This is a genomic window from Dechloromonas sp. ARDL1, assembly GCF_051122455.1.
In the GTDB taxonomy this organism is placed as follows: Bacteria; Pseudomonadota; Gammaproteobacteria; order Burkholderiales; family Rhodocyclaceae; genus Azonexus.
Genome location: NZ_CP168939.1, coordinates 2,552,908 through 2,578,597, shown reverse-complemented (window position 1 = coordinate 2,578,597; position 25,690 = coordinate 2,552,908). Strand labels below are relative to the sequence as shown.

Sequence of the window (25,690 nt, the reverse complement as noted above, 5' to 3'; positions counted from 1 at the left end):
ATGAAGCGTGATGAACTGGTGGACTATCTGGATGGGCTATTGGTGCCCGGAAAGTTCCGGGATTATTGCCCAAACGGCTTGCAAGTGGAAGGACGCGACGAGATCGTCCGCATCGTTGCCGGCGTTACGGCAAGTCAGGCACTGCTTGACGTCGCCATCGAGCGCAATGCCGATGCCATCCTGGTGCACCACGGCTATTTCTGGAAGGGCGAGGATGGCCGCGTGACCGGTATCCGGCGCAAGCGCTTGTCCAGTTTGCTGGCGAACGACATCAACCTTCTCGCCTACCATCTGCCGCTTGATGCGCATCCGGAGCTGGGCAACAACGCCCAGTTGGCGCAACGCCTCGGTTGGACTGTTGAGGGGCGCTTCGGCGAGCAGGATATTGCCTGGCTAGGCAGCCTGGCCGAATCGTGCGCGCTGGCGACGCTGACAGCGGACGTTACACGTGTGCTGGGCCGTGCCCCGCTGGTGGTCGGCGAGGGGAATAAGCCGATTCGCCGCATCGGTTGGTGTTCGGGCGGCGCCCAAGGCTATTTCGAGCAAGCAGTTGCCTTGGGGGTCGATGCCTATTTGTCAGGCGAGATTTCGGAACAGACCGTCCATCTGGCCCGTGAGAGCGGGGTTGCCTACTTGGCTGCCGGGCATCATGCCACGGAGCGCTATGGAGTCCACGCACTTGCCGAACATCTGGGGCGGCAATTCGGCATCGCTTGCGAGTTCGTCGATCTCGACAACCCGGTTTGAGGATTAGCTGCCACGGCGCTTGAGGCCGTAGCTTTCTTCCTGGATACCCAGCAGCAGGGCAATCTCCTCGACGACTTCAAGTGGAAAGCCATTGCGCAGCCCCGTCCTTGTGTCGTGCACCAGGCCGTGCAGGTAATCGACGCCATCCTGCGTGCCCCAGAGTCGTGTGGCTTTCTGCACGATGTGAGGATAGTCCTCCAGTGTTTTCAGCCCAGAGATCGGGGTGGTCGAATCGTTCCAGTCTGCAACCTCGACGTTGAAACGGTCATGGATTCGCCCTGCTAGCGTTTCGAATTCAGGGCGCATACCGCCGCGGCGGTAGAGGTCGAGCAGCATGCTCCACGGGGCGATGCTGGCCGGCATCGCTTGTTCGATGTGTTCGGCCAGCGTTTCCGTGGCGCCCTTCAGGCGACCGAAAGACAGCATGATCTCGGCCAGTGCGAGGACGGAGTGCTCGTCCTCGTCCCGGGCCTCAATGACCTCGGGTTCCGGCGCCAGGGGAATGTCGCATTCGGGCAACTGGGGAACGGGGAAGTCCTCTGCGACTGGCTCGGGAGATTGGCGTGGTTCCGGCGTGATGGATTGTGGCGCTTGGACCGCTTCTCGCTCAGCCATGCGCGGGGATGCTTCACGGCGGTAGCCGGAAAATGCCAATGGCACCTCTTCCTCGCCAGGGTAGCGCCGACGGCGGCCGAGAAACTGCGCCATGCCGACAGATATGAAGGCGCCGACCGCTGCGCTGATTGCCAGCTCGGACCAGTTGCTGCGAGGGGGCAGAGTTCCAGACGGTGCGGCGCCGAGCGTTGGCCCGGCGGCTGGCGGCGCCTTCAGCGATTGGGCCAGTTGCAACTGGTTCTGTGCTTCGATGGCCTTGCTGGCCAGGTCGAGTGCCTGATCCAGCTTGGCTACCTCCTGGGTGAGGAGGTGCAGGGTGGTTTCCAGCTTGAGCAGGCGTTCATCGGTTTCGGTGTGGCCAGCGAGCGCGTTGTTTCCCAGCTTGTTGGGGGTGTTTTCCTCGGGGGGGGCGCCAAGTAGCAGGCGATCCGCTCCTCCTGGCCTTGCTATGGGTGGAGCTGCCGGTGTCGGGCGGGGTTTGCGTGCTTGAGCTGCGGTGGCTGGGAGGGGGGTTTGCTCCGCGCTTGCCGCTGTCGGTCGCGACGGAGGCTGGCGTCCCGATAGCCGGACGCGGGTTCCTTCGCTCAGCGGCTGGTCGATGCTCAGATCGGGGTTGGCTTTTTGCAAACGCCCCAGCAGGCGCTGGCGTTCGGCCGGGGTTGCTGGTGCCTGGGCGTCGACAATGTCTTCCAGTGTGTCTCCTTCGCGGGCCCGCCAGGTCGTGCTACGGCCTGCTTTTCCGGCCGATGGTTGGACGTCGGGAGGTGGCACGGTTTGCGGTAGCGCCATCGGGGCTTCCGGCATGAGTACGTATTCGCGTTCGATGTCGTAGCCGCATCCGGCGCGCAGGCCGATAGCGAAAATGGGCTCGTTGACCGGCTTATTGCCAATCAGCTGAAGGATGTAGGCTTGCCCTCGCCGAATCAGGCGCGGCTTGGCTGCCGTGACGACCGGGAAGTCTGCGCCGCGCAAGGCAAGGATGGAGAAGCACGCTGCAACCGGCGCTTCCTCGCTGTTGTTGATGATCGGTACTTCCGCCATGAGGGCCTCACCGATGCGCGAGTGCAGGGTGATTTCCCCGAAACCGACGGCGTTCGCCATGCATGGGGCGAGCAAGGCGGAAAGTGCGACAATGCGGGTCAGTTGGCTTGTCATGATGCTTCTCGTGATTTGTTTTTTGTGCTTTTGAGAAAAATATCACTTTGCTCGTGGTGCGCGGTGAAATATTCCACGGAGCGTCCACATTTTGGAGAGTTTGCTCGTGAACTACGTTTTCAATCCCCATCCCGTGACCTCACTACCGATTGTCGGATCTGACGTCCGTTTTCCGGTGCGCCGCATTTTCTGCGTAGGCCGCAACTATGCCGAGCATGCCCGTGAAATGGGGGCGGCCGACCAGGCCGAGGGGCGCGAGCCGCCCTTTTTCTTCACCAAGCCGGCCGATGCGCTGGTCGGGGGCGATGGCGAACTGGCTGTGAAGTACCCGCCATTGACCCGGAATTTGCACCACGAGATCGAAATGGTGGTTGCCCTCGGTGCCGGCGGTGAGAATGTTTCGGCCGAGGCCGCGCCGGGTTTGATCTTCGGCTATGCCGTCGGGCTCGATCTGACGCGCCGGGACATCCAGGCGCGGGCCAAGGAGAAGAGTCATCCGTGGGACATGAGCAAGGGCTTCGACCAGTCGGCAGTGGCCGGTGCCATCAGCCCGGTTGCTGCTTCCGGACACCCGACAGGCGGCCGTGTCTGGTTGAAGGTCAATGGCCAGCTACGCCAGCAGGGCGATCTGGCGGACATGATGTGGAAGGTGCCGGAGATCATTGCCAATCTGTCGACTCTGGTGCGCCTTGAGCCTGGCGACTTGATCTACAGCGGCACACCGGCCGGCGTTGGGCCGCTGCTGGTGGGAGATGTGCTGGAGGCCGGTGTGGACGGTATTGGCGGTCTGCGCGCCCGGATCACCTGAGTTCGAAGCTTTGCAGTGGGGGCGATGTCGCGATAACGCGGTTTTGCCTCCATTTGATGTACTCCACGGCGCGCATGTCTTGCTGTATCCAGGGGGCATTCCGTGGGTTTTCCGGGCGGATCGTCGGGCTTCTACCGACGTGCGACAATGTGCGCCATGTTTCGTATCGCTGCCGGTGGGCTGATTGCCCATGCCTTTCCCATCCTGATCGCCCAGCTGGCCTCCATAGGCATGATGGTCGTGGATACAGCCGTTCTCGGTCATGTCAGCCCGGTCGACCTCGCCGCCGTTGCCATTGGTGGCGGCATCCATATTTCCGTAGTGTTTGGATTGGTCGGTGTCCTGCAGGCGGTGGCCCCTGTCGTCGCCCATCTGCATGGCGCGGGACGCGATGACGAGGTCGCTAACGTGTTGCAGCAGGGCTTCTGGCTGGCCGTGCTGCTGGCCATTCCCGGTATCCTGTTCCTGACCCACCCAGGCGTCGTTCTCGGGGTTTCGAGCATGGATTCCGTGGTTGAGGCCAAGGTCCGGCAATATCTCGGTCTGCTCGCCTGGAGCTTGCCGGCAGCCTTGTTCTATCGAACGTTCTATGCCTTCTGCAATGCGCTCGGCAAGCCGCGTGTGCTGATGGGGATCGGCCTGCTCAGTCTCGGGCTGCATGCGCTTCTTGCCTGGGGTTTCGCCGCCCAAGGCTGGCTGGGTGAGCCCCTCGGCGTGGTCGGATGCGCGCTGTCGAACGTGCTGGTCGGTTGGCTGGCTTGTGGCAGTGGCGCGCTGTATCTGCAATTCGGGCCTCTGGGCGGGCGCTATCGGCCGTTTGCCAACTGGTCGCGGCCGCGCTGGTCGACCTGGCGGGAGTTGTTGCGCCTCGGCGTGCCGATGGGTTTTTCCAACCTGGTCGAAATCACCGCATTCACGCTGATCAGCCTGTTTGTCGCTTCGCTCGGCGCCACCGTGGTGGCGGGGCATCGCATTGTTGCCAATCTGTCGGCCTTGACGTATATGCTGCCGCTGTCGCTCGCCATCGCGACTATGGCGGCGCTCGGGCAGGCGTTGGGGGCACGGGACCAGGCGCGGGTTCGCGCAACGGTCAGGGCAGGTCTGGCCTTGTCGGCGATTTCCTCGTCGTTGGTCGGTCTGCTGCTGTGGCTGTTGGCCGAGCCGGTGGTGGCCGCCTATACCGATGATCCGAATGTGCGCTTGATCGCCGTAGGTCTGGTCGGCTACGTCGCCATCTATCAGTTCTTCGATGCGTTGCAGACCGTGGCCGGGCATTGCTTGCGCGCCTATCGGGTGACTTTCGTACCGATGCTGGTTCAGACCTTTTGCTTCTGGGGGATCGGTTTGCTCGGTGGCGCCTGGCTTTGCTACCGCTGGTTGCCACCCTTTGGCGTCGCCGGATTCTGGCTGGCTTCGGTGCTCAGTCTGATCTGTGCGGCCGCCTTGCTTTTGCCACTCCTGCGCAAGGCCATGAGCGCCTCGTAACTCGTCCTGTAATTATGAATTTTGGCCTGATCAAGTTTTTGATCTCTGTGATAAGATTTCGGGTTACAAACGGTATAACCGGGTGGGGTCGGGGGATTGTTCGGCACCTGCTCATTGCTCGCAACTCAACTAAACGCAAGGAAAGCGCATGAAAATTCACGAATATCAGGGCAAGCAAATCCTGAAGAAATTCGGCGTTACGGTTCCGCGCGGGATTCACTGCACGACCGTCGACGACGCAGTCAAGGCAGCTGAAACCCTGGGCGGCAAGGTCTGGGTGGTCAAGGCCCAGATTCACGCTGGTGGCCGTGGCAAGGGCGGTGGCGTCAAGGTCGCAACCTCGCTGGAAAAAGTGCGCGAATACGCCGGCCAGATCCTCGGCATGCAATTGATCACGCACCAGACCGGTCCGGAAGGCCAGAAGGTCCGTCACCTGCTGATCGAAGAAGGCGCTGACATCAAGCACGAATACTACGTTGCTGCGCTGACCGATCGCGCTACCCAGTCCGTTGCCATGATGGCTTCGTACGAAGGCGGTATGGATATCGAGGAAGTTGCCCACAAGACCCCGGAAAAGATCGTCAAGGTTTTCGTCAATCCGCTGGTCGGCCTGACCGACGAGCAGGCCCTGACCCTGGCCAAGGGCATGGGCATGAACGAAGCCTCCATCCCGCAGTGCGTCGACACGCTGAAGAAGCTGTACACCTGCTACATGGAAACCGATGCTTCGCTGGCTGAAATCAACCCGCTGATCCACGAAGGCGACGGCACCGTCAAGGCGCTCGACGCCAAGTTCAACTTCGACTCCAACGCCCTGTACCGTCAGGAAGAGATCGTCGCCATGCGCGACCTGGACGAAGAAGACGCCGACGAAATCGAAGCTTCCAAGTTCGACCTGGCCTACATCTCGCTCGATGGCAACATCGGCTGCCTGGTGAACGGTGCCGGTCTGGCCATGGCCACCATGGACACCATCAAGCTGTTCGGCGCCGAGCCGGCCAACTTCCTGGACGTCGGCGGCGGTGCCACCACCGAGAAGGTTACCGAAGCCTTCAAGATCATGCTCAAGAACCCGAAGGTCAAGGGCATTCTGGTCAACATCTTCGGCGGCATCATGCGCTGCGACACCATCGCCACCGGTGTTGTCGCCGCAGCCAAGGAAACCCACCTGTCCGTGCCGCTGGTCGTCCGCATGAAGGGCACCAACGAAGACCTGGGCAAGCAGATCCTGAAGGATTCCGGTCTGCCCATCATCTCTGCCGATTCCATGGCCGAGGCCGCCACCAAGATCGTCGAAGCGGTCAAGTAAGGAGCTACCGAGAATGTCTATCCTGATCAACAAAGACACCAAGATCATCACCCAGGGCATTACCGGCAAGACCGGTCAGTTCCATACCGAAAAGTGTATCGAATACGCGAACGGCAAGAACTGCTTCGTGGCCGGCGTGAACCCGAAGAAGGCCGGCGAGAAGATTTTCGACGTGCCCATCTACGCCTCCGTCAAGGAGGCCGCTGCTGAAACCGGCGCGACCGTTTCCGTCATCTACGTGCCGCCAGCCGGTGCCGCTGCCGCGATCTGGGAAGCCGTCGAAGCCGACCTCGACCTGGCCATCTGCATCACCGAAGGCATCCCCGTCCGCGACATGCTGATGGTGCGCAACAAGATGAAGGAAAAGGAAGCCAAGGGCGGCAAGAAGACCCTGCTGCTCGGCCCCAACTGCCCTGGCCTGATTACCCCGGACGAAGTGAAGATCGGCATCATGCCGGGTCACATTCACAAGAAGGGCCGTATCGGCGTCGTTTCCCGTTCCGGCACGCTGACCTACGAAGCCGTCGGTCAGCTGACCGAACTGGGCCTCGGCCAGTCTTCCGCCGTCGGTATCGGTGGTGACCCGATCAACGGTCTGAAGCACATCGACGTCATGAAGATGTTCAATGACGATCCGGATACGGACGCCGTCATCATGATCGGTGAAATCGGTGGTCCGGACGAAGCCGAAGCCGCCCAGTGGTGCAAGGCCAACATGAAGAAGCCGATCGTCGGCTTCATCGCCGGCGTGACTGCTCCGGCTGGCAAGCGCATGGGCCACGCTGGCGCCCTGATCTCTGGTGGTGCCGACACTGCCGATGCCAAGCTCGCCATCATGGAAGAGTGCGGCTTCAAGGTCACGCGCAACCCGTCCGAAATGGCCAAGCTGCTCAAGGCCATGCTGTAAAATTCGAGCTTTGCTCAACCCAGAAAGGCGGGCCGGGTGCCCGCCTTTTTATTTGCCTGGCGTTTCATGGAAATTGACTTCACTTCTGCTGCCTTTTGGATTGCCGTCGGCCAGATCATCCTGATTGACATCGTTCTTTCGGGCGATAACGCCGTGGTGATCGCACTGGCTTGCCGCAATCTTTCTCCGGAACAGCGCAAAAAAGGCATCTTCTGGGGTGTGGCGGGAGCCGTTGGTTTGCGTGTCGTGCTCACCGTCTTTGCCGCACTGGTCATGAATTTGCCGTGGTTGAAGTTTACCGGCGGCCTGTTGTTGCTGTGGATCGCCGTGAAGCTGATGCTGCCGGAAGACGAGGATGGTCACGATATCGAACCATCGGCCCACCTCTGGGGGGCAGTCAAGACCATCGTGGTTGCCGATTTCGTGATGAGCCTGGATAACGTCATCGGCGTTGCCGGCGCCGCGCATGGAAACCTGGCGCTGCTGCTGTTCGGGTTGGCCGTGAGCATTCCGCTGATCGTTTGGTCCAGCCAACTGATCTTGCATTGGATGGAGCGCTTTCCGGTCATCGTTCTGTTCGGTGCAGGCTTGTTGGGGTACGTGGCCGGCCAGATGGTTTTCAGTGATCCCGGCGTTCGCGCGGTTCTGCCACCCTTGCCGACGTGGTCTGCCACTCTGGCCGGCGGCATGGGAGCCTTGCTGGTCGTCAGTCTGGGGCGCTGGCTCGAACGCCGGATTCTCGCCCGACAGGATGTCACCATCATTTAGGAGTTTGTGGTCATGGCCCTCTACCTCTCGGAAGACGACGTCAAGCAACTACTGACCATGGAATTGGCGATTGAGGGCGTGGCGTCGGCCCATCGCGATCTCTCACTTGGTGTGGCGATCGATACGCCGCGTGCGCGTAGCCGCTTGCCGCAGACGGCACTGCACATCCTGCAGGGCGCATTGCCGGCTCAGGGCGTGCTCGGCTACAAGGCATACACCAGCAACCGTTCCGGCAATCGCTTCCAGGTGCATCTGTTCGATGCCGCCACGGGCATGCCGAAGGCGGTCGTTGCGGCAGACTATCTCGGCATGATGCGCACCGGTGCGGCGAGCGGCCTCGCTGCCCGCTGCTTGGCGCGAAAGGATGTTTCGGAGGCCGGCGTCTTCGGCGCTGGATGGCAGGCGGAAGGGCATGTCCGCGCACTCTGCACCGTCATGCCCTTGCGGCGAGTGAAGGTGTTCAGCCGCAACACCGAAAAGCTCGACGCATTTTGCCGTAGCATGAGCGAGCAGACCGGCGTTGCTGTTGTCCCGGCCCGGAATCCCGAGGAAGCGGTTCGCGGTAGCGGGCTTGTCGGAACGGTCACCACGGCCTCTGCTCCGCTGTTCGATGCCGACTGGCTGGAGGCTGGCGTACATATCAATGCAGCCGGTTCCAACGCGCTGATCCGGCAGGAGCTTTCCGAGTCCACGGTGCGCCGTTGCGACCTGATCGCCGTCGATTCCGTACCGACCGCGCTGGCGGAGGCGGGAGATCTGTTTCCGCTCCTTGAAAAAGGGCGATTGCACGAACGGCAACTGCTGGAGTTGGGGGATGTCATCACCGGCCGTCGTGCCGGGCGGGAGTCGGCTGCGCAGGTTAGCCTGTTCGAGTCGCAAGGCATGGCTATTCAGGATCTCGCGGTTGCCCTGCGCGTGGTAAGGCTTGCCGAGGAGAAGGGGCTTGGCATGCAATTACCGTATTGATTCGTTTGACCCGCCGGGTGAGAGCATTGAAAATACCTGAAATGGCGGGTTTCGCGAATTTCATCAAGGCGCTGGAGTCAGGGGCACGAATATGATCGGCACATCGACTGGAGTGGCGTGTGGCGGAAGGCCTTTTTGCAGGCAGTGGGTCATAGGCGTTGACCTGCTTCGTGGTTCGTGGTTGATTCGTTTTTCCGAAAGTTTGTCCGGGTGATTGCAGAGAATAGTCTCGAAATTGCTGTCAGCACCGATCCGGGCGTCATCCGGTCGCATAACGAAGACTCTGTTTTCGCAGACGCGCGCCTTGGCTTGGCCATCCTTGCCGATGGCATGGGCGGGTATAACGCCGGCGAAGTGGCCAGCGGCATGGCGACAACCCGCCTGGCGGCCGACCTGGAGCGTGTCATCATCTCTTCCACCTTGCAGTCAGCCTGTCAGGCGGGCGATACGGCAACGATAGAGCGCCATCTCGTCAATGAAATCGGTGCGGCGAATTTTGCCGTTTTCCATGCGGCAGCCAGCTCCTCGCATTATACCGGCATGGGGACGACGCTGGTTCTCGCCTGGTTTCACAATAACTGGATGACGGTGGCGCATGTCGGGGACTCCCGCCTATATCGCTTGCGTGGCGAGGAATTTGCGCTGTTGACGCACGATCACTCGCTTTTACAGGAACAGCTGGATAGTGGCATGATTACCCTCGAAGAGGCTCGTCACTCCGGCAACAAAAATCTGGTGACCAGGGCGCTCGGGGTTGATCCCGTCGTCGATGTCGAGATCGGTGGCTTTGATGTCAGAAAGGGCGACATCGTCTTGCTGTGTTCCGACGGCCTGAATGATATGGTTGAAGACGATGACATCGCTCTCGCCCTGCGAACGTTAGGTGGAAATTTGCAGCTGGCGGCCGATCATCTGGTGCAGTTGGCAAACGATAACGGTGGCCGGGATAATGTTTCGGTTATCCTGATCAAGGTGCGGGACGACTTCGCGGCGCCCCGAAACTGGTGGCAGCGCGTGCGCGACCTATTGAAGTGAGATGAGGAAAGAGAGATGGCAAAACTGATCCTGTCGATGGATGGATTGGTACTCAAGGAAATCCAGCTCAACAAGGAGCGGTTGAGTATCGGGCGCAAGCCGCATAACGATATCCAGATCGACAATCTTGCCATTTCCGGCGATCACGCTGTGGTTGTGACCATCCTGGCGGACTCCTTCCTTGAAGATCTCAACAGCACCAATGGAACCCTGGTGAACGGCCAGCCGATCAAGAAGCATTTCCTGCGCAACAACGACATCATCGAACTGGGCAAATACAAGCTCAAATACCTGGCCGACTTGCAGGCCGGTGCGGCGGCGAGCGATTTCGAGCGGAATGCCGCGATCCGTTCCGGGCAACTGAAGATGCCCTCTGAGCTGCAACTGGAGCCCGGCGATACGATCACGCGCTCGAGCGTCGGCCTCGCCTCCGTGCCCAAGCCGCCGGCTCCCGCGCCTGGCGCAGCGATCCAGTTACTCAACGGCCCCAACGCCGGCAAGGAGTTGGAACTGACCAAAACCCTGACCACGCTCGGCAAGCCGGGCTTGCAAGTCGCCGTCATCGCCAAGCGGCCGCACGGCTTCTTCATTACCCATGTCGAGGGACGGCAATTCCCCGTCGTCAACGGCAGGAGCCTCGATGCGCAGGCCTACCCGTTGGGCGACCATGACGTGATTGAAATCGCCGGTATCAAAATGGAATTTTTCCTGAAGGGATGACCCCACCCAGGCTCAAAATGACAAATTTTCATTTGTCGCTAGTGTGAGTTATTTCACACCGCTGGCTGGGCTGTCCGGTAGTCGAAGACTAGAATCCGGTTTTGACACTGGGTGTTGGCGTGAGGCTGGCACCGCTTGGACTGATCGGAACATGGCAGAAAAACTCAGGTATCCCGGGCATGAAGCTGCGCGTACTCGGCTGTAGCGGCGGTATCGGCGGCCGGCATTTGCGGACCACCTCGTTTCTGGTCGACCACGATATCCTGATCGATGCCGGAACTGGCGTCGCCGAACTGTCTCTCGCCGAGCTGGCGGCAATCGACCATGTTTTTCTGACGCATGCCCATCTTGATCATATGCTGGCTCTGCCGCTGCTGATCGATGCAGTTGCCGCACGGCGAGAGCGGCCACTCCTTGTCTATGCCTTGGCGGAAGTCATCGAGGTCTTGCAGCAGCATATCTTCAACTGGGCGATCTGGCCAGATTTCACCTGCCTGCCCAACGCCGAGCAACCTTTTGTGCGCTTCGTGCCTATCGAAGTAGGTTCCACCATATGCCTTGGTGATCGGAAAGTGGCTGCACTTCCAGTTAACCATACCGTTTCGGCTGTCGGTTACCATCTTGATTCCGGTAAGGGTAGTCTGGTTTTTTCAGGAGATATGGGACCTTCCGAGGCCTTTTGGCAGGTTGTGACCGATATATCTAATCTACGCTACCTGCTTGTTGAGTGCGCTTTCTCCAACCAAGAGTGCGGACTGGCTAAACTCTCCAAGCACATGTGCCCAAGGTTTTTGGCGGAAGAATTGCGTCGCCTTGACCGACCTTGTGATCTGTTCATCACGCATCTGAAGCCCGGCGACATAGAGCGGACGATGCTGGAAATAAAGAATAGTCTAGTCGATTTCAGTCCAGAGATGCTGCAGAACAATCAGGTGTTCGAATTCTGATTGCTTGCCGGAGATGCTTTGGGCCGTGTGATATTGGGGCGCATCGTTTTGGTATTGTTGGCCAAAAGCGAGATGTTTGTGCCGTATTTGGTCTGGTTTATGTGCCAAAAATTGTCATTTCGGGCGGTCTTTGTTCGTGTGATAATGCCGATTCTTGTACGAATTTTGTTTTAAGTTGTTGAATGTAATTTGATTTTTTGTTTTTGTCGCTGTTGTATCTGTTCTTTTGCAGGTTGGCACGGAATCTGTATTACATGCCTAAAGCGGTTTTTCCCGCCTTCAACCTAAAGGAGAATCACATGAAAAGCGTTCAGCAGGGTTTCACTCTTATCGAACTGATGATCGTGGTGGCCATCATCGGTATTCTGGCGGCTGTTGCACTGCCCGCCTATCAGGATTACACCGTCAAGGCCAAGTTAGCCGAGGTGATTCTGGCGACCAGCCAGTGCCGTACCACGGTGGCCGAAGTGTATCAGTCGTCTACATCGGCTTCTACTCCCGGTGCTGGCAACTGGGGGTGTGAAACAGCCTCGCAAAGCTCCAAGTACGTCGGTTCTGTGGCAACAAATGACAATGGTGTGATTACCGTGACGGTTTCCAACGCTACCGATTTGCCGACGACCGTTCGAGGCACTACTGTAAAGCTGACACCATTGGATGTTAACAATGCCGCGCTGTCTTGGACGCCTGGTATTCAGGTTGCTGGCTTCAGATGTGCATCTGGCAATATGCCGGCAAAGTACCTACCTGGTTCCTGTAAATAAGCTTCTCTGAAGTGTTTCAAGAAAAGGCTGCCATGGCAGCCTTTTCCTTTTTGGGTGCTCGCTGCTATGCATTATTCGGGATTACTACTTTCTTTCTTGTTGCTGGCAGCGTGGCTGGAACCAAATCACTATCTGCCATGGGTCGTTTTCAGAAACGAATGGCTGGCTTGGCTTTGCTTGCCGGTTCTTGCTCTTTATCTAGCCCGGATGCAGGAACGTACTGTCGTTCATGTTCCGGCTACGGCACAACTGTTGGTGATGCTGGCGGTTGTACCCTTGGCCCAATTTTATGGGGGGATTGTCTTTTTTGGGGGGGATGCCGTACTGACGTCGTTGTACCTGCTGGGGTTGGCCTTTGTGATCACTATTAGTTCTGCCCTGCCACGTAGACACTTGGTAATAATCATCGCAGCGACCATACTTGCTGGGGCTGTTCTGTCAGCCTTCCTAGCCTTGGGGCAGTGGTTGTCGGTAGAGATGATCGGCTGGTTGGCGGTGAGCTTTCCATCAGAGGCGAGGCCTTATGCCAACTTGGCCCAGCCCAACCTTCTGGCTTCGTTGTTGTTGATGGGGGTAGGAGGTACTGTTTACTTTCGACAGCAGCGCTTGTATTCGCTGCCAACTGCCATCCTGATTGGCTTTGTGCTGTTTTCCGGGGTTGCGGCAACCCGCTCCCGGATGGGGCTACTTGTCGGTGGCGTTTTCTTGTTGTTTCTCTGGTTTCGCGGGCGAAGGGTGCTGCCGATAAGTGACAGGTTTGTGCTCCTTCCCCTATTTGTGATGATGCTGTTTGGAACGTGGTTGTTCTGGCCATCGCTATCAGATTTGTTGCAGGTCAGAACAGTAGGGTCATTGGAGAGAATCTCTCAGATTTCTTCAGATGCTCGTTTAGACATATGGCGTCTCCTGCTATCAGCAGTATTAGAGAAACCCCTTTTGGGCTGGGGGTGGGGGCAGGTGAGCGTTGCTCAGCATGCCGTGGCGGCGTCATTTCCATATACGCCGCTGACCGAATACGCCCACAATATTGTGCTTGACTTGCTTGTTTGGAATGGGGTCATTGTTGGCGGCGCAGTAGTTGCATTTGCGTTTTGGTGGTGCATTCGGCAGTACGCAAATTTGCACTCGGCTGAGGCGCTGTTTGCGGGGGGCGTGATTTTGTTGCTGTTGATGCATGCTCATCTAGAGTTCCCGCTGTCCTATGCGTTTTTTTTGGTTCCGTTTGGTATTTGTGTTGGCGTTCTAGAGTCGTACTCATCAGGAGGGAAACTTGGGTACACAAAGCCTCGGGTGATTGGTATTGGCGTGGCTCTAGTGTCGACGAGCATCTTGCTGTTTGTTGGCTATGAGTATCTTCAGATCGAGGAAGATCATCGGACATTGCGCTATGAAGCGGCTGGTTATGCCCGTCCTGTTCCCGGGCACAAAGCGCCGAATGTGGCGTTGCTTACCCAACAGAGCGCATTTTTGCGCTTTGCGAGAACGGAAGCGAAACCCAACATGACAGCTGAAGAGTTGGAGGCCATGCGCTTGGTTGCTGGGCGCTATGGATATCCTCCTGTACTTTTCCGATATGCCTTGGCATTGGGTCTCAACGGGCGAGTGTTGGATGCCGAGGCAGAGTTGGCTCGACTTCGTGCGTTACATCCTCCTGAGCGATACCAAGAGGCGTTGGAGGGATGGACAGAGGCTCGAAGGCGGTTTCCCTACTTGAATGATGGAGGGCTGCTACCTGAAATTGAGAGCCTTAGGTAATTTTTGCAATGACCAGATTTGCAGGTTTTCTTGCAGATGGAAAACGAGAAGTTGATGGCGACCACTTATCCAACTGACAATACTTGAAGGGCGGCCATTGGTCTTGCTGGTAACAAGCAAAAGGGCGTTACTGTGATCGTTGATCCGTCCAAGGTCATCCTGTATCCGGGTAAGCGTATATAGATATGTGCAGGATTGCCTGGGTTCGAGCAACGGCAAAAAAAACTCCAGAGAATAACGAAGCTTTTTGAAGGATATTCGCATTTTATGTCGCTCACTTGGTGTCAGGGTGGCTCCTCGCCGAGCAAGCCTGCATGCATTTCTGCTATAGCGAGCGATTTGTTGATTGCCAAATTCGGATAGAGGGATTACTCGTGTTTCGCCTACGGTATAGACCGCAGCAGTGAACTCAAGGAGCAGGCAGGGGTACTCTTTTAATGCTAGTAGTTTGGTAACTGTTTTGCGAGCACTGCTCGATTTACGTATGGCAGTTTTATGTAGGTGCTTCCCATCCTTGTCATCGGGGAAGGCTGTCATGAAGGGGGGCAGGGTTTCTTCGAGGAAGACATCCCAGTTGCGTGCTTCGCCAAGGGCGCTGCCGAGGGTTTTCCAGGTCTGTCCGTAGGTGGCGACGAATTCCGGGGGCAGGATTGGTGAAAACAGTTTGATCGCCGAGCGCAGGCGGCGCAGGGCGACGCGGGCTTGGTGGACGAATTCCGGATCCTTACTGTGCAGTAGCCCTTGTTCGTTGCGCTGGAAGTGTTCAAGGCAGTTCAGTGAGATGCAGCGGAAGGCCTCGACCGGGGTTTGCCCGGCATGGATGGCTGGTGGCCGGGCCTTGAATGGGCGCAGCGGGGTGTCGAGAAAGAGGTTGTAGCCGCGTTCGGCCTTGCTGGCGATGGCCGGGTGCAGGTGGTGGTCGCCTTGCAGTTGGCGGGTCAGCCAGAAAATGTCCTCGACCTTGCCGGAGAGCAGTTCGAGTTCGATTTCGCAGATAGGGCTCTTGCGGCCCCGGCTTTCGATGTGGCCGCGGTCGATGGCGAGCTCGATCAGCGATTCGCCGAAGGGGACATGCCAGATCTGGCGCTTGAAGTCGGTGGTGAATACGGGTTCCAGCTGGGCTATGCGTTGTTCGAGGAAATCGCGGAATTCGGCGTTGTCGACGTGGCTGAAGTCGAAGGTGCCCGGCGTGGCCTGGGTTTCCCATTCGCTGCGCATGGCCAGCCCGCCGCTGGCCGGCTCGGCGGACTTGACGGTGCATAGCCATTGCCAGCCTTTTTTGCGGAAACGCACGGCGATGCGACGTTCATGCAGTTCCAGCTTGGGTGTGTCGAAATAGGTGTTGAGCAGATGCTGGCGTTGCGACGCGATATTGGCGAGCAGCGGATGTTTGGCCAGTTTGCTGGCCGCTTTCAGGCTCAACTGCAATTTAAGTTCGATTTCGGTGCTCATCGTTCAATTCCTCGGGATGGCCGGGCCGGTGGCGCCATCGAAGCCGAGTTCGGGCAGGGTGGCGAGTTCTGCGGCGGTCTGGACGCCTTCGGCAATGACCGTCAGGCCGATATTGTGGGCGATGCTGCACAGGCCCTTGAGGAATGCCTGGTTGCCGCTCTGGCTATCGACGGCGCGGATGAAACTGCCGTCGACCTTGAGGTAATCGAGTCCCATGCCATGCAGTCGGCCGATTTCGCTGAACTGGCGGCCGAAGTGTTCGATGCCGAGGCGGCAGCCGAGCGGTCGCAGGACGTCGCAGAAGGTCTGGAAGGCTGCGAAATGCTGGAAGGCGCCAACTTCGGAGACTTCCAGCCACAGGCGCGGAGCCAGCTCCTTGCGGCTGCCGATCAGGGCCAGCAGGCGGGCGCGGAAGGGGGTGTCGACGATCGACTCACCGGAAAGGTTGACCGCCACTGCCGAGGCGCCGGCGGCGATACGTTCGAGGGCGAGGCGGGCGGCGGCGAGGTCGAGCTCGGCGGTCATGGCCAGGCGTGAGGCCATGGGCATGAAGCTGCCGGCGGCCAGCCACTCGCCGTCTTCGCTGGCCTTCAGGCGCAGCGGGCATTCGAGGTGCAGGAGCTGGCCCTTGTTGCCGGCGACCGGGAATTCGATCAGGCGCAGGCGCTGGGCATGGATGGCGCCATCGAGCAGCTTCTTCCAGTCGGCATTCGAGGTGGCTTGCTGTTCGCTTTGGCTGTCGGCCTGCTGCCAGGCCAGCCCGCTCCGGTTTTCGGCGGCGGCAAGGGCGGTATCGACACGGGAGAGCAGGTTGCCGACCGATTGGCCATGCAGGTAGCTGCCGCTGGCGATATGGCCGATGCGTTCGCTATCGATCAGGCCGGCGGCGACGAGATCGTTGAGCAGGCGCAGCAGTTTTTCGGCGATAGGGGCGGCATCCCGGGTGCCGGGAGCGACCAGCGCGAAGTCGGCCCCGTTGAGGCGGGCGGCGGCGGCATTGGGGTGCGTCTCAACGATGCCGGCAAATGCCTGGCCGATACGGCGCAGCAGTTCGTCGGCGGTTTCGCGTCCGGCGCGACGGTTGATGCCGGCCAGGTCGGCCAGGCGCAGCATGAGCAGGGTGCCGTGCGGCGCCGCGTCATCGTCGCTCAGGGCGGAGGCGAGCTGGTTCATGAAATAGGCACGGTTGGCGAGGCCGGTCAGCGCGTCGAGGTTGGCTTCGCGGCGTACGTGTTCCAGTCGGGCTGCCTCCTCGGCGAACATCGCTTTCAGGCGATCGACCATGGTGTTCATGGCGCCGGCGACGCTCTTCAGTTCGGGGGTCGCCGGTTCTGGCATGGTGACGAAGCGGCGTTCGCTGATCGCCTGCGCCTGGCCGACGACGGCATCGAGCGGGCGCTTGATCCGGCGCAGCAGCTGCATGCCGAGCAGGCCCATCAGGGCGCCGGCGACAGTGAACCAGCCGAGCAGCTTGAAGGCGCCCCGCCACAACTCCTGGTAGGCGAAGTGGCTGTGGCTGACCAGTTCAATGGTGGCGAACTGGTTCCAGCCATTGCTGATCTGGGCCTGGCCCGGCACCGAGGCGACGGGGAAGATGCGGACGAACCAATCGGGGACGTTACCGGCGAGCGGCGGGCTGGTCTTTTCGATCATCATCTTGCCGTTCGGATCGGTCAGGCGGACGAGGGCGTATTGGCCGCTGTCAAAGAGCGCGGCGACCTGCAACTCGATGGTGACCGGGTCCTTGTCGAGTTGCGAGATCGACAGGGCGAGCGATGCGGCGTTGTCGTTGTTCTTGATCGCCAGTTGCTGTTCCAGGTAGTGACGCGCCGTCAGCATGCTGGCCAGGAAGCTGCCGGCAAAGGCGATGACGGTGCTGGCGATGACCGCGAGCCAGATTTGTCGGAATAGGGACATCTTCGGTTACCTCACTGGAAGCCTTCGGCGCGCGCCCGGGCCAGCAGGTCCTGCCAGCGGGACAGGTTGCTCTTGCTGGACGTGTTGCCGGTACCCATCCACAGGCCGGCGCCGTTGAAACTGAAAATCGGGAGAAGGTCGGCCCGCTTGGAGGCCGGGACGAGATTGGGGTTCAGGTTGTCGAGAATGATCGGATCGGCCGTTGGCGTCGGGTAGTAGGCGAGCACCATGTGGGCGATCTGGACGGTCGTTCCCTGGCTGCTCTGCGTGGCCTTGACGTAGACCAGGCGCAGCTTGTTGATCGGGATGCCCAGTTCGAGCAGCGAATAGTATTTTGCAATCGAATAGTCTTCGCAGTCGCCGCGTCCCTGGCCGATGACTTCAATGGGCGTCGCCCAATAATCGCTCTGGCCCCAGACCGACATGTCGTCGTCGAAGGCGATATGGCGGTTGAAGAAGTCGTTGACCCGCTTCAGCTTGTCCTGCTCCGGCTGCTTGTGCCCTTCGCTGACGATTTTTTGCCATTCGCGCAGCAGCCCGACCTGGTTTTGTCCGAAGCGGCTGGTCAGGAGTTGCTGCAGGCGCTCGAAGTCCCAACCCAAAGCGGTCGGCAGACCGCTCAACCACAGGCAGAGGAGCGTCGCGGCAGCGATCAGCAGGCGGGAAACAGCGGTTCGGTCAGGCAATGGCGGGCGTCAGGTCGTTGCGGGAAAGGGCGGGAAACGAAAGCGCGACAGCGGTAGGGCGAACAGCAGGCCGATTATCGCCCATGGCGGCGAGAACGGGGAGGGTGGATCATGTTTGCGGCGGGCGATGGCCCGAATGCCGGAGCAGCGCTTAGTTGCAGGCCTCGACGTCGGCGATGAAGACGTAGCCCTGCGAGCGCAGGGTCTTGATGAAGCTGCTGCCGTCGGCCTGCTTGCCGAGTGCGCGACGGATCTGGCTGACGTGAACGTCGATGATCCGGTCGTAAGGCATGTATTCGCGCTTCAGAACGCGTGATAGGTGCTCGCGCGAAAGCGTTTCGAAGGGGTGTTCGAGAAACGCCAGCAGCAGGGCATATCCGGAGACACCCAGCGCTGCCGCCGCTTCGCCGGGTCGAGTCAACTCCCGCGAGGCGGTATCCAATGTCCAGTCGCCAAAGCGCAGCCGACGCAGATCGTTGCGCGACACCGGGGTAGCGCGCTGGGTCCGGCGCAGCAGGCTGCGTACGCGGGCAAGTAGTTCGCGCATGTTGCACGGCTTGGGAAGGAAGTCATCGGCGCCGATTTCGATACCGATGATGCGCTCGATTTCGTCCGAGCGCGTCGAATGGATAAGGACCGGGATGTCCGAGGTCTGGCGCAACTGGCGCAATAGTTCGAGGCCATCGCAATCCGGCAGGCTGAGATCAAGGATGATGACGTCCGGCGCCTGATCCAGCAGCGGCCACATGGCGGCGCCGTTGGCCGCATGGATGCTTTCGATCCCCGCTGTCGCGAGCGTCGCATCCAAAACGTGGCGTGTGCCGGGATCATCTTCGACGATAAGCGCAGTCTGGCGCATGATTGCTCGTGTTTCCATCCGGAAAGTAGGGATTGTAATCGAATGTAAACGAAGGATGGCGTTTGCGATTCTTTTACACGGATCCGAAATACGGAGAGAGAATACGGGCCAGTCTGGTATTGAAAATGAAATTGGAATTTTTTCCGGAGTCCGACGTTGGTTCCCGATTCTCTTGATGGTTTCGATGTCTCCGCGGCGGTCGGCCGCATGCTGGATCAACCCGTGCTGTGGTGGCAGGCCGTCGGCCTGTTCGTGGCACATTTTGCCGATTGGGAGGCTGCGTGGCGAGGCAGTGTCGGCGACGATGCGCAGGAGCGAAAACGGGTTCATGCCTTGCGCAGCGCGGCAGCCAATATTGGAGCGCAGCAGGTTGCCGCCAGCGCAGGGGCGCTTGAAAGCTATCTGCTGGAGCGGCTGGCGGGTGGGGCGGAGGAGGGGGGCGAGGCGCTACGCGCGCGCTTGCAGGGAGATTTTCGTCATGCCTGGCAGGTGGCTGCGGAAGCTTGGCAAGCCGCTAATCAGGAGGCGGCGGCGCGATGAACGGGCCGGCCTCGGTGTCGCTGCGCGCCCGGTTGGCGCGGATCAACTTTACGGTGCTCGCGCTTGCCGTTCTACTGCTCACGGTTTTTGTCGCCTTCACCTCGACCTGGATGAGCATCAAGGATCGGGTGGACGAGGTGTATCAACGCATCGAACTGCTGCGCGAAGGCACGCCTCCCGTTCTGCGTATCGCCGACGAATCGGCTGCATCCGGAATGTGGACGGCATGGCGAACCATGCCCTATCTGAAGCAGGTCGGCGTGTTTCGCGAGGATGGCTCGCTGTTTGCCCGATATGGCCGGGGTGACGAGTATCCGCCGGATTTCCTCAGCGACCCTGTCGCCGGTCATCGCTATTCCTGGCAACGTATCGATTTCCTGACGCCAGCCGAGGTCGACGGCCATGCCAAGGGCTGGTTGCGGGTGTCGGTTGATCTGGGGCAGCTTTATCGCCAATTACTCGGCTATCTCGGTTTGATACTGATCGAAATGCTCGCGGCGCTTGCGCTTGCCCAGCATCTGCAGTCCCGGCTGGTTGGCCGGCTTGTCGAGCCCTTGCAGGAGCTGACCGGGCATATGGCCGACGTGTCGGTTGGCCGGCTCGATGCGCGTGCCGCCGATAGCCCGGTAACCGAAATCGGGCAGTTGGCGAACGGCTTCAACCAGATGCTGGAGCAGATTCGTGAACGGGATCATTGGCTGTCGGCGCATTTGGGCAATCTCGAGCAGATCGTCGAGCAGCGCACGCGCGAGTTGCGCCTGGCCAAGGAGGCCGCCGAGGCCGGTAGCCGGGCCAAGAGCGAATTCCTGGCGACGATGAGTCACGAGATTCGCACCCCGATGAACGGCGTTCTGGGCATGACCGAGTTGCTGCTCAATACCGAGTTAACGCCCAGCCAGCGTCAATTCGTCGAGGCCGTGGCGCACTCGGGCCAGCATTTGCTGGGGATCATCAACGACATCCTGGATTTTTCCAAAATCGAAGCCGGCAAGCTGGAGCTCGATTGCGCCGATTTCGATCTGCGGGCCATGTTGGTGGAGTTACACGACATCTTCGCGCAATCGGCCGGGCGCAAGGGGCTGGAGTTGCTCTCCGACTTTCCGTCGGAAGGAAACCTGGTGGTGCGTGGTGATGCGCTCCGCCTGCGTCAGGTGGTGACCAACCTGCTGGGCAACGCCATCAAGTTCACCGAGCGCGGCGAGGTTCTGTTGCGCCTCGAGGTCAGCGAGCGTGAGGCTGGACAGTTGGCGGTGGTGCTGACGGTCAGGGATACCGGGGTCGGGATACCGGCGAATGCACAGAAGCGGATATTCGAGCATTTTCAGCAGGCCGATGGCTCGACGACCCGCAAGTATGGCGGCACAGGGCTGGGCCTGGCGATCTGCCGGCGCCTGGTGGAGATGATGGGCGGCGTGATCGAGGTCGAGAGCGTGCCCGGTAGCGGAGCGACGTTCATTGTCCGCCTCGCCTTGCCCAAAGGCAGCTTGCCGATATCGGCCGAACAGCCGGGGCGGCGCGATGGGGAGCCTGTGGCGGGAGGCGCGCGTGTCGAGGCCACCGGAAAATTGCGCGGACGAGTCCTGATCGCCGAGGACAACGAGAGCAACCTGATTGTGGCGCGCGCCCAGCTCCTCCGCATGGGGCTCGAGGTGATCATCGCCGAAGATGGCCAGCAGGCGCTCGATATCCTGGCGATGGAGACGGTAGATGCGGTGCTCATGGATTGCCAGATGCCGGTGCTCGACGGCTATGCGGCAACGGAAATCCTGCGCCAGCGCGAGGCCGGAACCGGCAAGCATATCCCGGTCATCGCCCTGACGGCCAATGCCATGCGCGGCGACCGCGAGCGCTGCCAGGCGGCGGGGATGGACGAATATCTGGCCAAGCCCTACAGCGGTGAGGCGCTGCAGGCTATCCTGGCCCGTTGGCTGCCCAGTGAACGGCGGCGCGCGACCAAGGCGGCTCTGGTGCTGCCGTTTGAAAATGGATACCGGGAACGGCGCTTGCCGGAGGTGGCGGCCATCGACCGGACGGCGTTCGAGAAAATCAGGGCGCTGTCGCCCGGCGGCGGTGATGAACTGGTGGCCCAGGTCGTGCAGGCATATCTTAAAGCTGCCGAAAGGGAGCTGGCCAGGTTGGAGCAGGGGCTTGCCGATGTCGATGCCGGTGTGGTGGCCAAGGCGGCGCATGCGCTGAAATCGAGCAGCTTCAACGTTGGGGCGGAAGGCTTCGCCGGGTGTTGCAAGACCCTCGAAGAGGCTGCGCGGGCAGCGCGTTGGGACGAGATTCCCGGGGGCGTCGATGCCATGCGAGCGGCCTGGTTGCGCGTGGAGGTCGCGCTCAAATCCTTGCTGGTCGAGTTGGCGAAATGAGCCGCCCGCCTTGGCGCATCCTCGTTGCCGACGATGACCCGACGGCCGCGCTGTTGTTTCGGGCCGCGCTCTCCGGCGATGACTTTGTGCTTGATATGGTGGATAACGGCGACGATGCGCTGGCCCTGTTTCGCCAGATGGCCTTTGACGCGGTCCTGCTCGATGTCGAGATGCCTGGACTGGACGGCCTCGAGGTCTGCGCGGCCATCCGGCAGGCCCATGGCCCGGTGTTTCCGGTTTTCCTGGTTACCGGGCGGGGGGATGAGGCGTTCCTGGCGCGCGCGCGCGCCTTGTCGGCAGGCTACGTGGCGAAGCCGGTCGATTGGGCGTCGCTGCCCGCGATGTTGCGCGTGGCACTGGGCAGCCAGCACGGCTGATTTCGCCTGCTGGCCCGGCGTCGCATCGGCTTCGGGTTTGGCCTCCCGTCCGTTCCGGGCTTGGAAGCGCTAACAAAATGATCCTGGTGTTGTTTGCCTCCTTGCCGTACGCGTTGCACTGTCTGCGTCGGCACGCCTGACCAGGACCGCTGCGCTTCATTTTGTTACCGCTTCTTATGGCAGAATCGGGGAAAAATGGCCGAGAGGCTGCGTACGGTCGGTACGACAAGGGGGAGAGAATGAATTTTCGGATTGCGATGCGAAGCCTGTTCTGCGGCCTGACGATGGCTGTGCTGGGGGCGATTCCCGGGGCGAGCGCCCAGGAGATCCGTGCCTTGAGCAAGGGGCAGCTCCTGTATCTGCCTGTTTATTCGCACATGCTGTACGGCAATCTGGGAAAGAGTGGCAAGGCTTCGACGGTGTTGCTGTCGACCCTGGTCAGCATTCGCAATACCGATCCACGCAAGCCGTTGCGCGTCCTGTCTGCGAAGTATTTCGATACCCAGGGCAAACTGCTCGGGGAGCGCGTGCCGAACGGGGCCGTGATACCGCCGCTCGGTACGCTGGAGTTGTTCGTCGAGCTGAATGACGCCTCGGGTGGCTCGGGGGCGAATTTCATCATCAAATGGGATGCCGAGCAGCCGGTCAATCCGCCGCTGGTAGAGGCGCTGCATGTCAACATGGATGGCGGCAAGGCGGTCATCTTCATGACGCAATCGGTACCCATCGCGGAATGAGCAATAACGGTGGCGTGACCACGATCGGCACCATGCAGGCTGGCTATATCCTGCGGCTGCTTTATATCGCCATCGGTGCGCTGGTGTTCGTTCACCTGTTCGGCACCATTGGCTACATGGTGCTGACCGAGCACAAGTATTCGTGGTTTGACTGCTTCTACATGACCTTCATCACCGTTGCCACCATCGGCTTCGGCGAGATCATCGACATGTCGAGCAACGAGCCGGCGCGCATGCTGACCGTGGTGATCGGCATCCTCGGCGCCGGCAATCTGTCGCTGCTCTTTTCGGTCGTTACCGTCGCCCTGCTCGAAACCGACCTCAATGGAACCCTGCGGAGAAAACGCATGGAAAAAGCAATCAAGAAACTCAAAGGCCATTACATCCTGTGCGGCTACGGTCGTGTCGGGCGCAACATCGCACATGAACTGGAGGCGACCAACCGGCATTTCGTCGGGATCGATGAGGATTTGCAGCGCCTGGAGGACTACAAGGAAAGAAACCCCGGCTTCCTTTACCTGCATGGTGATGCCAGCGACGACGATGTCCTGCTGGCGGCCGATCTCGACGATGCAAGGGGGCTGTTCGCGGTCACCGGCGACGATTCGCGCAACCTGATGATCGTCATCACCGCCAAGCAATTGAAGCCGGAACTGCGTGTCGTGGCCCGCTGCACCGAGCAGCGCAATATCGAAAAGATGCGCAAGGCCGGGGCCGATGCCATTGTCTCGCCCGACTTTACCGGCGGCATGCGCATCGCGTCGGCGATGATTCGTCCGCATGTGGTCTCCTTCCTCGACGAAATGCTGAAGTCGGAGAAGAATCTGCGCGTCGAGGAGGTGGCCGTGCCGGCCGGCTTCATACCCAAGCCCCTGGGGGCGCTGAAGCTGCGTAGTGCCCATTATGTGCTGCTCGCCGTGCGAGAGCGCAACGGCGGGTGGCAGTTCAATCCGGACAAGGATTTTCTGCTCAAGCCCGGGTTTACCTTGATTGCCATGGCCAGTCCGGTCGGGCGTACCGAAATCGAGCGATTGTTGATCGAAATGGCTTCGTAGACGTTTTCTGTTCGTTGCTGCGCGTGCAGCTTTTTATCTGGAGAGAGTGAGTATGACCAAAACAATAATGCTGATCCTGGCCGGAATCGCCGTTGGCGGCGTGGCACAGGCCTCCGAGGACCTGGCCAAGGCCAAGAATTGCCTGACTTGCCATGCTGCCGACAAGAAGATCGTCGGGCCGTCCTACAAGGACATCGTGGCCAAGCGGGCCGGCGAAAAAGGGGCCGAGGCCGCACTGGCCCAGAAGATCAAGGCGGGCAGCAAGAACGAGTGGGGAACCGTTCCCATGCCGCCCAACAATGTGAGCGATGCCGAGGCCGCAACGCTGGCCAAATGGGTTCTGGCACACAAGTAGACGGTGCCTGGCGGACGGGTGCCCGCCATCGATAGCACCCGTATATAACAACAATCCCCGAGAGAGAACATGCTGAACCTGACTCCCGCGCAAATGCGCCGCCGCTGGCTGGCCTTGGGCATCGTGGCCCTGGCCTACGTGTTGTCCTTCTTCCAGCGCTTTGCGCCGGCCGGCATCGCCAACGACCTGGCGGCTGCTTTCCAGACTTCGGCAGCCTCGCTCGGGGTGCTGGCGGCCACTTATTTTTATGTCTATACGGTCATGCAGGTGCCGACCGGCATGCTGGCCGATACCCTGGGGCCGCGCCGTATCCTGGTGCTGGGCGGGGTGGTTGGCGGGGTCGGCAGTTTCCTGTTCGGATTTGCCCCGTCGCTCGACGTTGCCCTCTTTGGCCGAACCCTGATCGGCCTCGGCGTGTCGGTCACCTTCATCGCCATGCTCAAGCTGATCGCCGTCTGGTTCGAGGAGAACCGGTTCGCCACCATGGTCGGCATCTGCATGCTGATCGGCAACCTGGGCTCGGTGCTGGCGGGCGCGCCGCTCTCCGCCGTCGCGCAGGCCACCGGCTGGCGTGGTGTGTTCATCGGTGTCGGGGCGCTTTCTCTGGTGCTGGCCGCGCTGTGCTGGTTGATCGTGCGCGACCGGCCGGAGCAGTCGGAGGGCGTGGTGGGCGTTGCTCCCCGCTTCGACCGTACCGTCTTGCTCAACAGCCTGTTGTCGGTCGTGCGCAACCGTGCGACATGGCCGGCCATCCTGGTCAATACCGGGACCTGTGGCGCCTTCTTCACCTTCGCCGGCTTGTGGACCGTACCCTACCTGATGCAGGTGCACGACATGGCGCGCCCGGTGGCGGCCTCGCATCTGTCGTTGTGGTTCGGTGGGTTCGCAGTCGGCTGCCTGTTGCTGGGCACGCTGTCGGATCGTCTGGGGCGACGCAAGCCGGTCATCATCGCCGCCAGTCATATCTACGCGCTGGTCTGGTTGTGGCTGCTTTCCGGCGTGCGTCTGCCGATCGAGTTCTCCTACGCGATGTTTGGCTTGCTGGGCGTGGCGACGGCCGGTTTTTCCCTGACCTGGGCGTGTGCCAAGGAGGTCAACCCGCCCATGTTGTCGGGCATGTCGACCAGCGTAACGAACATGGGCAGTTTCCTGGCGGCAGCCTTGTGCCAGCCGTTGGTCGGCTGGGTCATGGATCTCGGTTGGCGCGGTGAAATGCTGGCCGGGGCCAGGGTGTACGATCTCGCGGCATGGCGTGGCGGGCTGGGCGTTGCCGTTGCGTTGGCCGTGGCTGGTGCGGCATGCAGTTGGTGGATTGTCGAAACGCGCTGCCGCAATATCTGGAAGCCGGCCTGATTCTCC

At 60.3% G+C, this 25,690-nt stretch carries 24 protein-coding genes; 19 read left to right on the top strand and 5 right to left on the bottom strand.

Features of this window, described 5'->3' with window-relative positions; translation table 11 throughout:
• Positions 1-747 carry a Nif3-like dinuclear metal center hexameric protein gene (locus tag AB6Q56_RS12615; RefSeq protein ID WP_434513521.1) on the top strand — a complete coding sequence of 249 codons (747 nt, stop codon included), beginning with the start codon at positions 1-3 and terminating at the stop codon, positions 745-747.
• 3 nt (positions 748-750) lie between these two features.
• On the opposite strand, the gene AB6Q56_RS12610 is transcribed toward AB6Q56_RS12615, so the two are convergent.
• Positions 751-2,517: a type IV pilus assembly protein FimV gene (locus AB6Q56_RS12610; protein WP_434513520.1), complete on the bottom strand. Its 1,767-nt coding sequence runs from the start codon at positions 2,515-2,517 to the stop codon at positions 751-753.
• Positions 2,518-2,623: 106 nt separating this feature from the next.
• Here AB6Q56_RS12610 and AB6Q56_RS12605 point away from each other — a divergent pair, with 106 nt between their 5' ends.
• The 11 genes from AB6Q56_RS12605 to AB6Q56_RS12555 all read left to right on the top strand — a co-directional run bounded on the left by AB6Q56_RS12605 (position 2,624) and on the right by AB6Q56_RS12555 (position 13,981).
• A complete protein-coding gene (locus tag AB6Q56_RS12605; RefSeq protein WP_434513519.1) occupies positions 2,624-3,325 on the top strand; it encodes a fumarylacetoacetate hydrolase family protein in 702 nt (233 codons plus the stop codon).
• 156 nt (positions 3,326-3,481) lie between these two features.
• Positions 3,482-4,810 carry an MATE family efflux transporter gene (locus AB6Q56_RS12600; RefSeq protein WP_434513518.1) on the top strand — a complete coding sequence of 443 codons (1,329 nt, stop codon included), beginning with the start codon at positions 3,482-3,484 and terminating at the stop codon, positions 4,808-4,810.
• 148 nt (positions 4,811-4,958) lie between these two features.
• Entirely contained in the window at positions 4,959-6,119 is a 1,161-nt protein-coding gene (gene sucC / locus AB6Q56_RS12595) for an ADP-forming succinate--CoA ligase subunit beta (protein ID WP_434513517.1), read from the top strand.
• A 13-nt stretch (positions 6,120-6,132) separates the two neighbouring features.
• Positions 6,133-7,026 carry a succinate--CoA ligase subunit alpha gene (gene sucD / locus AB6Q56_RS12590; protein WP_434513516.1) on the top strand — a complete coding sequence of 298 codons (894 nt, stop codon included), beginning with the start codon at positions 6,133-6,135 and terminating at the stop codon, positions 7,024-7,026.
• A gap of 66 nt (positions 7,027-7,092) precedes the next feature.
• Positions 7,093-7,794: a TerC family protein gene (locus tag AB6Q56_RS12585; RefSeq protein WP_434513515.1), complete on the top strand. Its 702-nt coding sequence runs from the start codon at positions 7,093-7,095 to the stop codon at positions 7,792-7,794.
• A gap of 12 nt (positions 7,795-7,806) precedes the next feature.
• The gene (locus tag AB6Q56_RS12580) at positions 7,807-8,760 is read left to right on the top strand and encodes an ornithine cyclodeaminase family protein (RefSeq protein WP_434513514.1); all 954 of its coding nucleotides are present in this window, start codon (positions 7,807-7,809) and stop codon (positions 8,758-8,760) included.
• Between the two features lie 177 nt (positions 8,761-8,937).
• On the top strand, positions 8,938-9,795 hold the full coding sequence (locus tag AB6Q56_RS12575) for a Stp1/IreP family PP2C-type Ser/Thr phosphatase (RefSeq protein ID WP_434513513.1): 858 nt from the start codon (positions 8,938-8,940) through the stop codon (positions 9,793-9,795).
• 15 nt (positions 9,796-9,810) lie between these two features.
• The gene (locus AB6Q56_RS12570) at positions 9,811-10,515 is read left to right on the top strand and encodes an FHA domain-containing protein (protein WP_434513512.1); all 705 of its coding nucleotides are present in this window, start codon (positions 9,811-9,813) and stop codon (positions 10,513-10,515) included.
• Between the two features lie 179 nt (positions 10,516-10,694).
• Positions 10,695-11,462, top strand: a complete 768-nt coding sequence (locus AB6Q56_RS12565; RefSeq protein ID WP_434513511.1) for a 3',5'-cyclic-nucleotide phosphodiesterase — start codon at positions 10,695-10,697, stop codon at positions 11,460-11,462.
• A gap of 299 nt (positions 11,463-11,761) precedes the next feature.
• Positions 11,762-12,226, top strand: a complete 465-nt coding sequence (locus tag AB6Q56_RS12560) for a pilin (RefSeq protein WP_434513510.1) — start codon at positions 11,762-11,764, stop codon at positions 12,224-12,226.
• Positions 12,227-12,292: 66 nt separating this feature from the next.
• Positions 12,293-13,981 carry a Wzy polymerase domain-containing protein gene (locus AB6Q56_RS12555; RefSeq protein WP_434513509.1) on the top strand — a complete coding sequence of 563 codons (1,689 nt, stop codon included), beginning with the start codon at positions 12,293-12,295 and terminating at the stop codon, positions 13,979-13,981.
• Here the strand turns inward: AB6Q56_RS12555 and AB6Q56_RS12550 are convergent.
• From AB6Q56_RS12550 to AB6Q56_RS12535, 4 genes are all read right to left on the bottom strand, one after another.
• Positions 13,955-15,433 carry a CHAD domain-containing protein gene (locus tag AB6Q56_RS12550; protein WP_434513508.1) on the bottom strand — a complete coding sequence of 493 codons (1,479 nt, stop codon included), beginning with the start codon at positions 15,431-15,433 and terminating at the stop codon, positions 13,955-13,957. The genes AB6Q56_RS12555 and AB6Q56_RS12550 overlap by 27 nt on opposite strands.
• 3 nt (positions 15,434-15,436) lie before the next feature.
• On the bottom strand, positions 15,437-17,350 hold the full coding sequence (locus AB6Q56_RS12545; RefSeq protein ID WP_434513507.1) for a bifunctional diguanylate cyclase/phosphodiesterase: 1,914 nt from the start codon (positions 17,348-17,350) through the stop codon (positions 15,437-15,439).
• An 11-nt stretch (positions 17,351-17,361) separates the two neighbouring features.
• Positions 17,362-18,036, bottom strand: a complete 675-nt coding sequence (locus tag AB6Q56_RS12540) for a transglutaminase-like cysteine peptidase (RefSeq protein WP_434513506.1) — start codon at positions 18,034-18,036, stop codon at positions 17,362-17,364.
• Between the two features lie 151 nt (positions 18,037-18,187).
• Positions 18,188-18,895 carry a response regulator transcription factor gene (locus AB6Q56_RS12535; protein WP_434513505.1) on the bottom strand — a complete coding sequence of 236 codons (708 nt, stop codon included), beginning with the start codon at positions 18,893-18,895 and terminating at the stop codon, positions 18,188-18,190.
• 156 nt (positions 18,896-19,051) lie between these two features.
• Here AB6Q56_RS12535 and AB6Q56_RS12530 point away from each other — a divergent pair, with 156 nt between their 5' ends.
• From AB6Q56_RS12530 to AB6Q56_RS12500, 7 genes are all read left to right on the top strand, one after another.
• Entirely contained in the window at positions 19,052-19,435 is a 384-nt protein-coding gene (locus tag AB6Q56_RS12530; protein WP_434513504.1) for a hypothetical protein, read from the top strand.
• Positions 19,432-21,807 (top strand): ATP-binding protein, encoded by a 2,376-nt coding sequence (locus AB6Q56_RS12525; protein ID WP_434513503.1) that lies wholly within the window; start codon positions 19,432-19,434, stop codon positions 21,805-21,807. Before AB6Q56_RS12530 ends, AB6Q56_RS12525 begins: the two co-directional genes overlap by 4 nt.
• Entirely contained in the window at positions 21,804-22,184 is a 381-nt protein-coding gene (locus AB6Q56_RS12520; protein ID WP_434513502.1) for a response regulator, read from the top strand. The genes AB6Q56_RS12525 and AB6Q56_RS12520 overlap by 4 nt, the downstream gene beginning before the upstream one ends.
• Before the next feature lie 239 nt (positions 22,185-22,423).
• Complete coding sequence (locus tag AB6Q56_RS12515; protein WP_434513501.1) at positions 22,424-22,921, top strand: DUF3124 domain-containing protein; 498 nt, start codon at positions 22,424-22,426, stop codon at positions 22,919-22,921.
• Entirely contained in the window at positions 22,918-23,976 is a 1,059-nt protein-coding gene (locus tag AB6Q56_RS12510) for a potassium channel family protein (protein ID WP_434513500.1), read from the top strand. Before AB6Q56_RS12515 ends, AB6Q56_RS12510 begins: the two co-directional genes overlap by 4 nt.
• Before the next feature lie 52 nt (positions 23,977-24,028).
• Positions 24,029-24,331, top strand: a complete 303-nt coding sequence (locus tag AB6Q56_RS12505) for a c-type cytochrome (protein ID WP_434513499.1) — start codon at positions 24,029-24,031, stop codon at positions 24,329-24,331.
• Between the two features lie 69 nt (positions 24,332-24,400).
• Positions 24,401-25,684 carry an MFS transporter gene (locus AB6Q56_RS12500; RefSeq protein WP_434513498.1) on the top strand — a complete coding sequence of 428 codons (1,284 nt, stop codon included), beginning with the start codon at positions 24,401-24,403 and terminating at the stop codon, positions 25,682-25,684.
• Positions 25,685-25,690: the final 6 nt, after the last annotated feature.